Raw genomic sequence first — 15,057 nt, 5'->3', positions numbered from 1 at the left:
TTAAGATTTTTATTCATTCTACCATAAAGTAAATAATCAGCATAAATTATAAAAAAAGACATTATTATTGGATAAAATACAACGGTTAGTTATTGTGTGTTAGAATAATGAAAACAAAAGTAAGGGACGGTTATATGCAGTGGCGGATCTTTTTAGCTTTTTTTCGGGTAGGGATGCTTGGATACGGTGGTGGACCGGCTTCCATTCCTTTAGTTCATAAAGAAGTGGTTGATCACTATAAATGGATGACAGATGAAGAATTCGGGGATGTACTTGCGCTTGGAAATACGCTTCCCGGCCCGATTGTGACGAAGCTTGCGGATACATCGGCTATAAAAAAGGTGGAGTACTTGGAGCTGTTAACGGTGTTATTGCAATAGTAGGACCGACAGCAGTGTTAATGATTGCTCTGTTTGCCGTGCTTGCCAATTTTCAGGATGCCGCCTGGGTAAACGGCATTACAAACGGCGTGCTTCCTGTGGTCACGGTTATGATGGGTGTCCTGACCTGGAGCTTTATCCAAAAATCTACAAAAGATCTGGGCTGGGTGAGGGTGTTGTTTTTCATCATATTCGGCCTGCTGATTATCAGTGTGCTGAATGTCCATCCTGCGATCGTTATCGTTCTTTTAATTGCTGCAGCGCTTCTGCGCAACGATAAAAAGAAGGAGGGGTCGGCGTGATCGTTTACTGGAATATCTTTATAGCTTTTTTCCTGCCGGGAATTCTCGGATACGGCGGAGGCCCGGCTTCGATTCCGCTGATTCAGCATGAAGTGGTGGAGCGGTATGAGTGGATGAGCGTAGGTGAGTTCAGTGAGGTGCTCGCAATAGGAAATGCGCTTCCCGGTCCTATTGCTACAAAAATGGCGGCCTATATTGGATACGAAACAGGAGGGTGTTCGGAGCAGCAGTCGCCCTGTTTGCCACTATTGCACCTTCTCTTATTCTAATGCTGCTTTTAATGGGACTGCTGTATGCGTACCGGCAGTCACCGAAAGTAAAAAGGCTGACGACATATGTACGGCCGATTATCGCTGTTCTGCTTGGCATCCTGACCTTTCAGTTTCTGGAAAGCGCACTGGAAGGAGCCGGGGCCGTGCAGACGATTATTCTGCTCGTCGGCAGTTATCTGCTGATGGAAAAGGGCAAAGTGCATCCTGCTTTCGTGATAATTCTTTCCATTGTGTATGGCATCCTTTTCTGGGCAGCTAAAAAAATATAAAACTTTTTTTATTCGACATACACCGGACACATTGGGTCTATATATTATAAGCATACCCCTTTTAAATAATATATAAGAGAGAGTCTCCGAACGCCATCGGAGGCTCTTTCTTTTATTATTTTTTAACTGCAGGCAATATATAAAAAGCTGTTATACCTGGAAAAGTGAGGGGAACCAAATGGAAAAAATACTTATTATTGAAGACGAAGCGTCGATCAGCCAAGTACTTAAAGCAATAAAAGCAGGATTCGACACCGAACAGGTTTATCATGGAGAGGAAGGCATAAAAGCTTTTGATCGTAACCGGCCGGATCTGGCTTTAATCGATGTGATGCTTCCGGGAATTGACGGCTGGGAGATTCTGAAACATATACGGGAAAAAAGCGCCTGTCCCGTCATTATGCTGACCGCATTGGGAGACATGGATTACCGCTTGAAAGGCCTTGATGAGGGAGGACGACTACATACCAAAACCGTTTGACGGAAAAGAAGTAGTGGCCCGTGTGAAAGCGGTACTGTCGCGTTCGGGTACTACTTTATCTGAAGAAGACGTCCAGCACTTTGGGAGTCTGACTATTTATACAAAAGCACACCGCGTGACGTTAAATGGGGTGGATATTACATTTTCCCCGCGGGATTTATCATTATTTCTCTTTCTGGCCGGCCACCCCAACCAGACGATGGAGCGGGAACAGATCATTTATCACGTGTGGGGCATGGATTATGAAGGAAGCGACCGGGCAGTTGATCTTTCCATCAAAGAATCCGTCAGTCTTTAAAACACTGGCCTTCCAAAGAAGGAGAAATAAAAAACGCTGCGGGGATTGGGGTATCAGTTCTGTTTTATGAATAAAAACCGGAAAATCTCTATTCTCCGCTACTGGACTACTCTTTATTTACTGACGCTGCTCATAGGGCTGCTTATTATCGCTGTGCTGTCTTTGTTCTGGATCCGCCAGACGACAGTAGATCACAGGCTGAACGTAACGCAGCTGGTAGCTCAGGAGATGGCAGATCGTGTGGCTACAGAAAGCGGCAGCGGAACCTTGCCGAGGGAAGAAGTTCCCGACTTTTTTCAGGACAGGCAGAGCGTTCTTAATATTGAAACGAATCCGCTTATTTATATTGTCGATAACAATGGGGATTCTATTACAAGCAACGCGATCCGGGGATTTGAACCGGAACTTGCTTTTCCGGCCAGTGTGCTGGAAAAACAGGATTCGATTCAGCGTTTAAATATAGATATGGTGGGAAATTCTTTCTTAGTGAAAGCGCCGATTATCCAGGAGGGTGCAAACATTGGCTGGGTAGTTATTATTCAGCCGGTGGATGAAGTAGCCCAGTTAAACCAGGAATACAGTCTGGTGGCAATTATGGTGATAGCCCTGTCTCTTTTAGGCTGGCTGACGATTTATGTGTTGTCCCGAAGACTTACCTACCCGGTAAAGCGTGTATCCGGTGCAGCTAAACTTATCAAAGATCAGAATTATAATTTTACCCTTCCCGAGAATGTCCGGGAAAAAGAAATTTATGAGCTGGTGAACTCTTTTAAAAAATGTCCGCCCGGCTTCAGCGGCTGGAAAGGTTACGGACCGAACTGCTTGCAGGAGTAACGCATGAGCTGAAAACACCGATAACTTCCATCAGCGGCCTGCTGCAGGCGGTAAAAGATGATGTAGTGACCGACGAGGAAGCTGTAGAGTTTATCGATATTTCCTTAAAAGAAACCGAACGGATGAAAACAATGGTAGCCGATCTTCTGGCATTTAATACGTTCAGCGCCAATGGCGTTAACGTAGTAATGGAGAAAAGAGAGATGGGGGCTCTGCTGCAGGAAGTCATTCACCAGTGGGAAGTCACCAATAAAGAAAGCCGGACGACTCTTCAACTAGATATTCCGGATGAAAAAGTATACGTTCAAATCGATTCCGCCCGGCTCCAGCAGATTATGATTAATCTGCTTAATAATGCCCAGCAGTCGTTTGGAACAGGGATGGAAGGCACTATTTGCGTGAATATGAAACAGGAAGAAGAACAGGCATACATTGAAGTTACAGACAGCGGAAAAGGAATCGGGGAAGAAGAAAAAGAATATATTTTCGAACGGTTTTTCCGTGGAGAAAATAAGAAATATGAAACACACGGGCTGGGGCTTGGCCTTGCATTCAGTCTGATGATCGCTCAGAGCTTAAATGGAGACCTTTCGCTAAAAAGCAGCAGGCCTGGTGAAACTATCTTTGTGCTTCGTTTTCCAATTGAATAAGCTTACAGAAAAAATCCGTTTTTCCTTAATTAAGGAAAAACGGATTTTTTTGTATAAAACATATGCATATTTAGTTATTGCAAAAAATATTAATATGTTTAAATTTTCAGACTTATTAATATTTTACAATGCAATAGTAATCTTTCGTCATAAGAGAGGGAGTGTTCTTATTTGAATTCAGCAAGTACATTTACTAAAAGCCTGGTCAAGAATCATTCTTTATTAAAAAACAGGGGGGAACCAAATGAAGAAAAAGCAGAATAAACATATCGATTATCGGAAAAAAATGGATCGAAGCCAAAAAAGACATAAACACAAAACAATAGCAATTATGACCGCTGCATCGATTACTATTATGCCATTTGCGGGCGGAGCAGTGAGCGACTATGGAGCAAAGACAGGTTCAAATACGATCAGCTCAATGAGTAATATTTTATCAGGTACACAGAGTGCAGAAGCGATTGATGTCAGTATTTTTGAGAATAATTCTTTAAGTTCTACGTACACGCCGGAAAGTCAAACCCTGGATCTCAGCTATTCTGCCAGCTCACTTGCGGATGTCAGCGTACTTGAAGACGGAGTCGTGATTTTTGAATTTCCTGAAGGTGTTCTGGACAATGCCACAGTGGGGACACCTACCGTATCGGGAGGTCTTCTTAGTGTAAATGCGGGCAGTCCGGAGGCGGTTGTAGATGGCAACCAGATCAGAGTTGATTTTTCTCAAATATTGAATGCCAGTTTGATCAACGCTCTGGCAGTAGACCTGGGAATAGTTGATATTGCTGATCTTCTAGTAGAACTAGAATTAAGCCCGGATCTGCAAGTGGATTTAGGTCTTACATTTGATGAGCCGCTGGCACCGGGGACATACCCTATATCAGCTGCTTCAACTGATGGAGATTTAGTTGATGTAACAGTAGGAACGACAAATGCTGGTACAACCGAAGTTGTAGTAGAAGATGTAGAAGAAGGAGACGGAGATGCGGACGCGGACGCGGACGCAGATGGAGACGCGGACGCTGATGGAGACGCGGACGCTGATGGAGACGCGGATGCTGATGGAGACGCGGACGCTGATGGAGATGCGGACGCTGATGGAGACGCGGACGCTGATGGAGATGCGGACGCTGATGGAGACGCGGACGCTGATGGAGACGCGGACGCTGATGGAGACGCAGACGCTGATGGAGACGCAGACGCCGATGCGGACGGAGATGCAGATGGAGGACTAGATGTTATTGCTGTAGGAAACGCTGATGCGTCCGGAGAGTATGTGGAAGGCTCTAATCAGCTTAATATCAATTACGGAGTAGATTATCTAGCTACGGTTGGAGCATTGAATGAAACATTTTATGCTATTGAACTTCCTCCTGAATTCACTGATTCTTCTATCATTGAAAATATTGAAATAATCGAAGCAGGTAGTGGAGCAATAAATGTCAGCTTAGATCCTTCAGAAGATGAAGCATTTTTGGATGAAGAGAACAATAGAATACTGATTCCAGCAAGCGGATTAGCTGATATTGGTGTGCTTAACGGTGTTGATTTTGATGTCACAATCAGCTACTCAGAGACGCCGGCTGCGGGAACTTATGAAGGTACAGGAAGACAATTAAATGAAAATTTAATTTCCATTGAAGCATTAGCAGACACTGTAGAAACCTTTACTTTCTCTATTTTAGATGATGGAGACGGAGATGCGGACGCCGATGGAGATGCGGACGCCGATGGAGATGCGGACGCCGATGGAGATGCTGATGCGGACGGAGACGCCGACGCGGACGGAGATGCTGACGCCGATGGAGATGCTGATGCGGACGGAGATGCCGACGCCGATGGAGATGCTGATGCGGACGGAGATGCCGACGCCGATGGAGATGCCGATGCGGACGGAGATGCCGACGCCGATGGAGACGCGGACGCGGACGGAGATGCCGACGCCGATGGAGATGCTGATGCGGACGGAGATGCTGACGCCGATGGAGATGCTGATGCGGACGGAGATGCAGACGCTGATGCAGACGCTGATGCAGACGGAGATGCCGATGGAGACGGTGATGGAGGAATAGATCTTGCGATTGATGCCGATGCAGCTATCACTGGAGAGTATGACACAGATAATGAAAGCCTGAATTCGATGTATAATGTCGAATATTTAGCTGAAGTGAATTTATTAGAAGAATCCTTTTATAAGTTAACTTTTGAAGAGGAACTTTTAGAAAATATTGATCGGATTGAATATATCGACGTGAATGGTGATATTCAGACAGTTTCTCTAGATGGAAGATCCAATGATAGTGGCGTCTCACTATTTTCAGTAGATGAAGGAGCCTTTTTGGAAGGAAATGACATATTCTTCCCGGTAAACAGCTCTCTTCTCGATATAGCAGTGAATGATGAAGGTATGGTAGACTTCACGATTTTCTATAACGAGCGTCCTTTAGATGGTCTTTATACTATTAGTGGAGAACAAGTAAATGAGAACTTATTATCAGCAGGTATTTTTGCTGAAACTGCTGCCTCTGTCGAAGTTGAAATACCAGTATTAGATGATGGAGATGGAGACGCCGACGCGGACGGAGATGCTGACGCGGACGCAGACGCCGATGGAGATGCCGACGCCGATGGAGATGCTGACGCCGATGGAGACGCAGACGCCGATGGAGACGCAGACGCCGATGGAGACGCAGACGCCGATGGAGATGCTGATGCGGACGGAGACGCAGACGCGGATGGAGACGCTGATGCGGACGGAGATGCCGACGCCGATGGAGATGCTGACGCCGATGGAGACGCAGACGCCGATGGAGACGCAGACGCCGATGGAGATGCTGATGCGGACGGAGATGCCGACGCGGATGGAGACGCTGATGCGGACGGAGATGCCGACGCCGATGGAGATGCCGACGCCGATGGAGATGCCGACGCCGATGGAGATGCGGACGCCGATGGAGATGCAGACGCCGATGGAGACGCCGACGCCGATGGAGACGCAGACGCCGATGGAGATGCTGATGCGGACGGAGATGCTGATGCGGATGGAGATGCTGATGCGGATGGAGACGCTGACGCGGACGGAGATGGTACCGGCGCAGGAACTAACGTCGATGATAGTGGATCCGGTGGAGAGACATCTGCAGAAGATGATAGTGGCCAGGCCGGAGCAGATGGCGAAAGGCTGCCTGACACTGCTACAAATATCTTTACCATTGGATTAGCAGGACTTGGTATTGCATTGGCCGGTATTTTAGCAAAAGTTGCATTAAATAGAAGAAATAAATGGCAGTAAATAATTCCTTCCCCCATTTTTTGGGGGAAGTACATACATAGAACATCGTTTCGTTCAATTAAAAGGAGGAACAGGCATGCCTTGGAAAATTGAAGAACAACTTAAGGGGTTTTCGCTGCTTAAACAGAGCCTGCTTTCCAAAGAAAAAGATATAGCTGAAAAAAACCGTGGTTTTTTTGGAAGGAAACAGAAATTTATCGTGTTTCTTTCTGTCAGCGATGGCAGTACGCGTGCGTCAGTTTATTCTGCTTCTGCTAATACGCTGGAGGCCGGTATTAAAATGGTTCAGCAGTTGTGCAGCAAAAATCTCAAATCTTCAGAACGTTTAATAGTAAGACTGGAAGCCGTCATTTCACCGGAGCCGATGACTTTAGAGGAGTTTTTCACGCTTTCCACAAAAACGAAAAAAAATTATCTGCGTAAAGGAATCTCCTTTGATGAGCAGTTTAATCTCGCTTTTATGGAACAGGAAGTGTTGAGCAACGCCTTTATATTAAAATCAACTAAAAAAACACAGGATGTACTGTCATTGAAAAACATTAATACCTATGCGAAAGCCCATAGAGGGTTCCAATACCCCATTCTGGAATCGCATATTAAACAGGTTATTTTATTTAATACGATTGGTTTTTTCTGTGAAAATGGCAGCGTGGAAGAATTGGAATGCGGGGGGCTGAACCACGGCCGTAGAAAGCTGCCGGAAGCGGATGCCGATACGGTTTTTCGGGTAATAGAAAGCTCTTCCCGATTTTTGGCAGGAGAAGTAAAAGAAAATGGGGCCTTCACATATGGATATTTCACCCATTTTTATAAGGAAATCAAATGGTACAATATGCTTCGCCATGCGAGCACCATTTACTCTATGATCGAAGCGTATACGTTAACAAAAAGCGCTGATTTAAAAAATTCAATTGATCGGGCTGTTGAATTTTTAATTGATCAGGGTATCGTTTTAAAATCCCATCGCACCTATGGTACAGCCGCCTACGTAGTAGATGAAAAAAATGATAACGAAATCAAACTGGGTGCTAATGGGGTTGCTCTGCTGGCCCTGTGTAAATATACGAGCGTTTTCGAAGATACATCTTATATGCACGTCATGAAAGCCCTTGGCCGGGGAATTCAATCCATGCAGGAGACGGACGGCCGGTTTGTTCACATTCTTTATGCGCAAGATCTTCAAGTAAAAGAAGCATTTCGAATCATTTATTACGACGGAGAAGCAGCCTTTGCACTGATGCGTCTGTATGAGTTGGATCGTGAGGAAAGCTGGCTTCGCACAGTAGTCCGCACGTTTGAATATTTTATAGAACATGAGTACTGGAAACATCATGATCATTGGCTTAGCTATTGTACGAATGAGCTGACGAAGTATCTTCCGGAAGATAAATATTTTCAGTTTGGTTTAAAAAACGTAGAACGAAAGCTGGAGTTTATTTACCATCGTGAAACAACCTATCCGACGTTTCTCGAGCTGTTGATGGCCGCCCATCATATGATAGGAGTAATGAAACAACAGGGAAAAGACTACCTGCTGGAAGGTTTTCCGACCGAGCGCGTTTACGAAACTATTGAAAAAAGAGCTTTGTATCAGCTGAATGGCTACTTTTTCCCCGAGACGGCTATGCACATGAAATATCCCAGCAAAATTGAAGGTGCGTTTTTTATCAGGCATCACTCATTTCGCACGAGAATTGATGATATTGAACATTATTTATCCGGCTATTGTCATTATTATATGGAATATTTAGGAGAGGAGAGTCCTGCAGGAAAGCAGAAGGAGATGACCTTAAATGATTAAGAAAATAACATCTTTATTAATCGCTGCCGGGCTCGCAATGGTCGGGTTCAGCATATACGATTATATGTCCGTCCAGCAGGAGGAAGCAGCTACAGTCGGGGAAATTGAAGAACTGCTTGGAAAAGATGAAGAAGAACAAGGCGATTCCAGCTGGTTTTCCTTCTTCGACAGTTCGGGCAGCAGTTCTTCCTCCTCTGTACCTGCCGAAGAAGAGGGATCTGAAACAAGCACAGCGACCTCAGTAGAAGAAACCCAGGATCAGGGACAGAACTTAGAACAAGCGGCCCCTGTCGGAAGAGAAAATTCCTCTTCAGGTGAAAGATCCGGTAGTGATCAAGATATGGCGCAGACACCGGAAAATTCATCTGATTCTTCAGAACAGGCGGATGCTTTTAACCCACAGACCGGTGACGGTATAGCTCTGCTTCATATTCCATCGATTGGGGCCGAACTCCCCGTAGTAGAAGGGGTGGATGCGAACAGTCTCCGCAAAGGAGTGGGCCATATGACAGAAACCGTACTTCCCGGCCAGGGGGAGCAGATACTATTTTCCGGCCACCGGGACACGACATTTACTGATTTCGGAGAATTGGAAAACGGTGATCGATTTATTGTCGAACTGCCTTATGGAACATATGAATATGAAATGAGGCATTCAGAAATTGTCGATCGTGAAGATAGAAGTGTCATCCGCCCCATGGGTGAAGAGGTGTTAACACTTTCTACCTGTTATCCCTTTAACTACTTAGGTGATTCTCCGGAAAGGTTTATCATCTACGCTTATCCTGTATAAGAGCAGTCCGTCTGAAATTTAGATAAAAGGTATAGATTGTGAATTGTTAACTTTGACTGTAAGTGAATAAAAAGGCGTAAAATTAACCGCCTTTTCGAAATTCGTTAGGGGTTTGTTTTGTTACTTTTTTAAATTGATGCGTAAAATAACTTTGGCTCTGAAAACCGCAGTAATACGAAATATCTAAAATGGAATGGGTAGAATGCCTGAGAAAATGTTTGGCTTTACTGATTCGTTTATTCAGTAGAAATTTCTGAATGGAGTAACCGGTGTCTTTTTTAAAAAGAGTGGAGATATAGTTGGGGTGACGGCTGCAGTAGTCCGCAATATCCTTTAAAGATATATTTTCATGCAGATGCTTTTCTATATATTCTACAATCAGTTGAGTCATTCGATTGTAGTCGGCGGTAACATGGCGTTTTATTCTTGAAAGAACGGTTTTTAACAATTGCTGCTCCAATGACCGGCGGATTTCAGGAATTTCGATATTTTGCTGGGCTTCCACTTTCTTAATCAACGATTCGCCCAGCTTTATGGTCTGCAGAGGATCGAGGCCTGCTTCAATAGCGGTGCGGATGATCGTATTAACGAAAACAATAAGGTTATTTTTAATGGAACGGGAGTGGGTGCTTGCCAGCGTCAGGGAATCATAACGATCAAATGACGGCATAAGTTCTAATACCTGATCGTCTCCGTTTCTCAAAAGGTGAAGAAATTGTTGTTCGAGCTGATAAGGGAAAGGAGTATACTCTTCGGACTGCTGAAATATTTGGTCTTCCGGCAGAATATCTTCTTCAAATTCCGTACTGCTTTCGTTAGATAAAGGGTAGGCATGTGTTTTTATCAAACGAAGCATATCTTTTAAATAATTAATCTGTCTTAGCGTACAGGAAGGAGGAACAGGAGTTGTGGTCGGTATTAATTCATCTTTCCGAAGTTTTGAAGGTGCGCTTTTTTCAAAAGAGAAAGGAGGTGGACTTTCTAAAAGGAAAGGACCAGCTGCTATCCATTCTTCTTCAAGAGAAAAATGTTTACTGACGATAAAATGGTAATCGTTGGAGTCAGAAACTAATTTCACGCAGGAAGGGTCTTCTAAAGAAGTATCCCCAGTTAATAATTTCTGTAGATACGCTCGGTCGAACACATACCATGGGTCGATATCTGGACGTGCAGAATGAATTTCCCCTCTATGATTAAATACGCAGATGGGAAGTCTGGTTGTATAGTGAAAAAAAGCCAATTGTTCTGTTATGGACTGAAAATGGAAAGATGTCCCGGATAAAGGCATCTAACCCCTCCTTAAGATAATCTTTATATATTTATAAAAATCTTAGAATAATAGAAAAAAGAATATTCAGAATATAGTAGTATTTAATTACTTTAATCTGGCGACTAAAGTTCTAGTTTCATTATAACTAATTTTCAACAAAATTCCAATAGTGTTGAAATATGTAATGTAATAATGCATTAAAAAGGACTGCCATTTAAACTGGGCAGTCCTTTTCATGTGTATTACTTTTTATCTTCCGATATCATCCCGGGATAATATTTGGAGTCTTTTCTTTATCAAAGAAATCCTGAATAACCTGCAGTTCATCGTAAGGAACCTGTTCTCCTTGTACGTGCTGATAGCCGCCGAAGCCCAATCCGGTAATAAGTACCAGATCCCCCTCCTCTGAAAGAGACAGGGAACGGTGGATGGCATCCTGTCTGAGAGGTTCTTTATATACATTCGAGGCGTTTGGATCGCTGAAGCCGGATGCTACATCTTCTGCTACTTTTTCCCGGTCTACAAAACCAGGGTGGTCGACGCTGACAACAAATGCGTCTGCTTTGCCTTCTGCTGCCTTAGCCATTTTAGGCCTTTTGCCGGGGTCTCTTAGCCCAATGCCTGTCAGCATTAAAATAAGTCTGCGGTGCTTAAGCTTTTTAGCAGCTTCAATGACCAGTTCGAGCGCATCGGGCGTATGGGCATAATCCAGAATTATTTTGTAGTTCGGGTAATGATCAATTATCTGGAAACGTCCTTCCGGTCCTTCAATAAATGGAAGTTGGGCAACAATCTGCTCTTCTTCCATCCCTAAATGAATACAGGCACATACAGAAGAAAGAAGATTGGATACGTTATACGTACCAAAGATCGGAACATGAATGTCATACCGGTTGTTCTGGATGACGATCGTTAACGATGTACCGTGTTCATCGGGAACGATTTGTTCTGCATATACATCAGCTTTTGTTTCAATACTATACGTTAATAGTGGTCCTTTAAAAATGGAGAGAATATCATCGGACATTCCTTCATCATCAAGATTTACTACAGCGCGTTTGGACTGCAGAAACAATTTAAGCTTGGACTGTTTATAATGGTTCATTGTTTCATGGAAATCTAAATGCTCGGGTGAAAGGTTCGTGTGAATACCGACGTCAAACATAATGCCGTGAAGGCGCTGCTGTTCAATGGCAATAGAGGTGGCTTCAAGTGAAACTGCTTTTGCTCCGTTTTGGTATATTCTATCAAAAATAGCATGCAGATCCGGTGCTTCCGGTGTCGTAGGTGTTGTCTGCTTAAACATAAGTTTGCTTTTGTGATCCCACATTCCTGCTGTTCCCATAATGCCTGTAGGAACTGCCAGACGATTAAGCAGCGTGCGTGTATATGCCGTTACGGTCGTTTTTCCGTTTGTTCCCGTAACGGCAACGGTCTTTAAAGATTTATGAACGAAATTATGGAAAAATATTGAAAATTCTGCCATTGCGATTTTTGAATCGGCAACCTCAAGAAACGTAATTGAAGGAAAAGCGGCGGCAAGTTCCTGGAGAAATGGTCCGTTCGAACCGACAATCATTGATGCTCCGTTGTTGATTGCTTCCCTGGCATATGCGTGTCCATCCGCCTGAGAGCCGATAATACAAAAGAAGGCAGCGTTTTTTTCTGCATTCGAAGAGTTATAGCACAGGGAGTCGACCTCCGTCTGTTCCGGTCCCCATATAGACGTAATAGATAGGTGCTGCTGTGCAGTTGTTAGCGAGAAAAGCATAGTCACGACTCCTTTTATGAGATAACGTGCTGTATGAGCACTTTTCTGGTGTATAAATAATGTATACGAAAATATAGAGCGATCGGATCACTTATTATGTATAAATTGTTTTTACTATATTAAGTACCCTGTCCTGAGCATGTAAAAACGTTTTAAAAAGGTTATACAGAAAAATAGGAAGTTTGATCGACACACGCTCAACATAAACCAGCTTTTCTAAGTATAAACGCTAGCCCTATAATAATCCAATGATTAAAAGTAAGGATTTTCCCCGGCGGCAATACCCAATTCACCTAAGTATAATAAAAGGTGACTAAAGTGAATAATAATAAGAATATACCGCTGTGCTATATACTGTTTAATGTAATTACTGCTCAAAAGCCGGATGTATCTTTTTCATATTGAGCATGAATCTTTTCCAGTTCTTCCAGCACATCGTGAATGGACAGCAGAACATACAAAATAATTACTTCACCGGAAAAATGATGATGATAGGCGGATTCATTCGTTTCCGGCCAATCAAGCTGTACCTGCCGAAAAGTGTAGTCCAGCTGTTCAATCACTTGATAATGAGCCTCCGTTATATTTCGGCTTTTCTGCTCCAGCACGTTGGCTATGGAGTGGGTAGCCTGGTTTACGACCTCCTGCTTTTCCGGAAAAAGATTAAAATGATCGTCTTTAAGCATAAATAAGCTGTGCGTATGGTAAATAATCCGTTCCAATGCATAAAGCTGTTCTTTTTGATAAGTGAAAAACATCATGTCCCGGTCGCTGTAACGGTGGTATTTCCATTCTTTTTTCTGATGGGAAATCAGTTCAATGGAAGCATTCAGCTGTCTCTGCATATCGGAAAACCGCTTTCGGGTGTAATTTTTGGATTCCCCGGTCTCCACAATTTCCGCCATCTTTTCAAGGAGGAGCCGGCCGGCCTGGGAAAACAGTACATCATTTTTTTCCGCGACCATTCTTGAGAAATGAGGAGGTAGAATGGTGAGGTTAACAATAGTGGAGACGCTGATCCCGATCAGCGTGGTGCCGGCACGCTGAATAAATTCGATCAAATAAGGAGCTTCTGCCACAGGGATCATCAACACGGCTGTCAGGGTAGCAACCAGAATTCCTGCTTCCAAACGAAGCTTATAGCATATGTAAATGGTCAGCACGGCCGCCAGCGTAAACGCAATGGCAGACTGGCCGAATACAAACAAAGAGCCTAAAGAAAGCGCAGTGCCGATTAAAGTTGCGGGAAAGCGCTGCAGTCCCTTCTGCACGCTGTCGGCTGCCGTTGGTTCGAGCGTCACTACAGCGGCGATTACGGCAAAAGCCGGAGGGAGTTCGAAAAACCGGCAGATCAGTACAGTGAAAAAAACGGCGAGCGCTGTTTTTATCATCCGCTCCCCTCTTATTTTAGAAACCCATTTTTTTATCATAATAAAACGCCTTCCTGCAATAATATCTTTTTTCAGTATAAAGGAAAAAAATAAACATGTCTTGGTGCTTTAAAGGAAAACGGTTTCGAAATCTTCTTAAGTAAGGTACTCTGAAATATAAGATAAGATTCGTTTGAAGCAAAATCACCTGGATGGAGGGGCAGCTATGAAAGCAGTAGGTTTTTATCAATATCTTCCTATAGAAGAAAAAGAAAGTTTCCTTAACGTAGAAGTACCGGATCCGGTACCGGGTACACATGACCTCGTTGTTCGAGTGAAGGCCGTTTCCGTCAATCCTGTAGATACAAAGACGCGGATGTCCAAAGGAACTGAAGTAACAGAAAATCATCCACAGATCATCGGATGGGACGCTGCAGGTGTAGTAGAAGCCGTCGGCGAACACTGCCAGATTTTTAAGCCGGGAGACGAAGTATACTATGCGGGAGATAAGTCGCGTCCCGGAGCCTATGGGGAAAAACACATAGTGGATGAACGTATCGTCGGCAAGAAGCCAAGACAGCTCAGCTTTGCAGAGAGTGCTGCTTTGCCGTTGACAGCGATCACTGCCTGGGAAGGTATGTTTACCAGGCTGGGCATTGATTCGGAGAAAGATCAGTATAAATCTATTTTAATTATCGGCGGAGCAGGTGGAGTGGGCTCGATTGCAATCCAGCTTGCCAAATGGGCAGGCCTGCATGTGATTGCAACTGCTTCCAGACCGGAAACAGAGGAATGGTGCACAAAGATGGGCGCCGATGAAGTGATTAATCACCGGGAGCCGCTCCTTTCCCAGCTGCAGTCGCTTGGATTTGAGAGCGTTCCCTACATTTTCTGTCTAAATGACACCGCCTATCATTGGGGGAACATGGTTGATTCCATTGCGCCGCAGGGAAAGATATGCTCTATTGTTGGATCTAAAGAGGCGCTCGACCTTTCCCAGCTTCAGCACAAAAGCGTTACCTTTGCCTGGGAATACATGTTTACAAGGGCGCTGTACCAGACCGATGATATGATTGCCCAGCACCGGCTGCTTACAGACGTCAGCGAGCTTCTTGATAAAGGAGCGCTTCAGACTACGCTGACGGAAACGCTGTCGCCGCTCGAAGCCGATACAGTGAAAGAGGCTCACAAAAAAGTAGAATCCGGAAAAATGATCGGCAAGCTCGTTATAGAAGTGTAGTAAACAAAGAACCGCAGCGCTGTATAGGCTGCGGTTT

At 44.3% G+C, this 15,057-nt stretch carries 9 protein-coding genes and 3 pseudogenes; 9 read left to right on the top strand and 3 right to left on the bottom strand.

The genetic code is table 11. The annotated features are described in order from the left end of the window. The first annotated feature begins 134 nt into the window (after window positions 1-134). The 8 genes and pseudogenes from MMY81_RS06375 to MMY81_RS06340 all read left to right on the top strand — a co-directional run bounded on the left by MMY81_RS06375 (window position 135) and on the right by MMY81_RS06340 (window position 9,369). Window positions 135-682 (top strand): annotated as a pseudogene (locus MMY81_RS06375) (chromate transporter). Continuing rightward, window positions 682-1,223, top strand: a pseudogene (locus MMY81_RS06370) (chromate transporter). The pseudogenes MMY81_RS06375 and MMY81_RS06370 overlap by 1 nt, the downstream one beginning before the upstream one ends. Before the next feature lie 178 nt (window positions 1,224-1,401). Further along, window positions 1,402-2,077: pseudogene (locus MMY81_RS06365) on the top strand (response regulator transcription factor); the annotation flags it as partial. Beyond that, window positions 2,069-2,836 carry a HAMP domain-containing protein gene (locus MMY81_RS06360; protein ID WP_252312257.1) on the top strand — a complete coding sequence of 256 codons (768 nt, stop codon included), beginning with the start codon at window positions 2,069-2,071 and terminating at the stop codon, window positions 2,834-2,836. The pseudogene MMY81_RS06365 and the gene MMY81_RS06360, both read left to right, overlap by 9 nt. Further along, window positions 2,779-3,486: a sensor histidine kinase gene (locus MMY81_RS06355; RefSeq protein WP_252312112.1), complete on the top strand. Its 708-nt coding sequence runs from the start codon at window positions 2,779-2,781 to the stop codon at window positions 3,484-3,486. Before MMY81_RS06360 ends, MMY81_RS06355 begins: the two co-directional genes overlap by 58 nt. 244 nt (window positions 3,487-3,730) lie before the next feature. Then, window positions 3,731-6,775 carry a hypothetical protein gene (locus tag MMY81_RS06350; RefSeq protein ID WP_252312111.1) on the top strand — a complete coding sequence of 1,015 codons (3,045 nt, stop codon included), beginning with the start codon at window positions 3,731-3,733 and terminating at the stop codon, window positions 6,773-6,775. Window positions 6,776-6,851: 76 nt separating this feature from the next. Continuing rightward, window positions 6,852-8,576, top strand: coding sequence for a hypothetical protein (locus tag MMY81_RS06345; RefSeq protein WP_252312110.1), 1,725 nt, complete (start codon window positions 6,852-6,854; stop codon window positions 8,574-8,576). Then, the gene (locus MMY81_RS06340; protein ID WP_252312109.1) at window positions 8,569-9,369 is read left to right on the top strand and encodes a class D sortase; all 801 of its coding nucleotides are present in this window, start codon (window positions 8,569-8,571) and stop codon (window positions 9,367-9,369) included. Before MMY81_RS06345 ends, MMY81_RS06340 begins: the two co-directional genes overlap by 8 nt. Window positions 9,370-9,451: 82 nt before the next feature. Here the strand turns inward: MMY81_RS06340 and MMY81_RS06335 are convergent, their stop codons facing one another. The 3 genes from MMY81_RS06335 to MMY81_RS06325 form a co-directional block, all read right to left on the bottom strand. Then, window positions 9,452-10,657: a helix-turn-helix domain-containing protein gene (locus tag MMY81_RS06335; RefSeq protein ID WP_252312108.1), complete on the bottom strand. Its 1,206-nt coding sequence runs from the start codon at window positions 10,655-10,657 to the stop codon at window positions 9,452-9,454. A 244-nt stretch (window positions 10,658-10,901) separates the two neighbouring features. After that, window positions 10,902-12,410: a UDP-N-acetylmuramoyl-L-alanyl-D-glutamate--2,6-diaminopimelate ligase gene (locus MMY81_RS06330; protein WP_252312107.1), complete on the bottom strand. Its 1,509-nt coding sequence runs from the start codon at window positions 12,408-12,410 to the stop codon at window positions 10,902-10,904. Window positions 12,411-12,784: 374 nt separating this feature from the next. Then, window positions 12,785-13,840, bottom strand: a complete 1,056-nt coding sequence (locus MMY81_RS06325) for an aromatic acid exporter family protein (RefSeq protein WP_252312106.1) — start codon at window positions 13,838-13,840, stop codon at window positions 12,785-12,787. Window positions 13,841-14,006: 166 nt separating this feature from the next. Here MMY81_RS06325 and MMY81_RS06320 point away from each other — a divergent pair, with 166 nt between their 5' ends. After that, window positions 14,007-15,020, top strand: a complete 1,014-nt coding sequence (locus MMY81_RS06320) for a zinc-binding alcohol dehydrogenase family protein (protein WP_252312105.1) — start codon at window positions 14,007-14,009, stop codon at window positions 15,018-15,020. The last annotated feature ends 37 nt before the right edge of the window (window positions 15,021-15,057 follow it).

The organism is Sinobaca sp. H24, from assembly GCF_023845525.1.
Note: the sequence above shows the minus strand (reverse complement) of the source record. Positions and strands in the feature narration are given on the sequence as shown.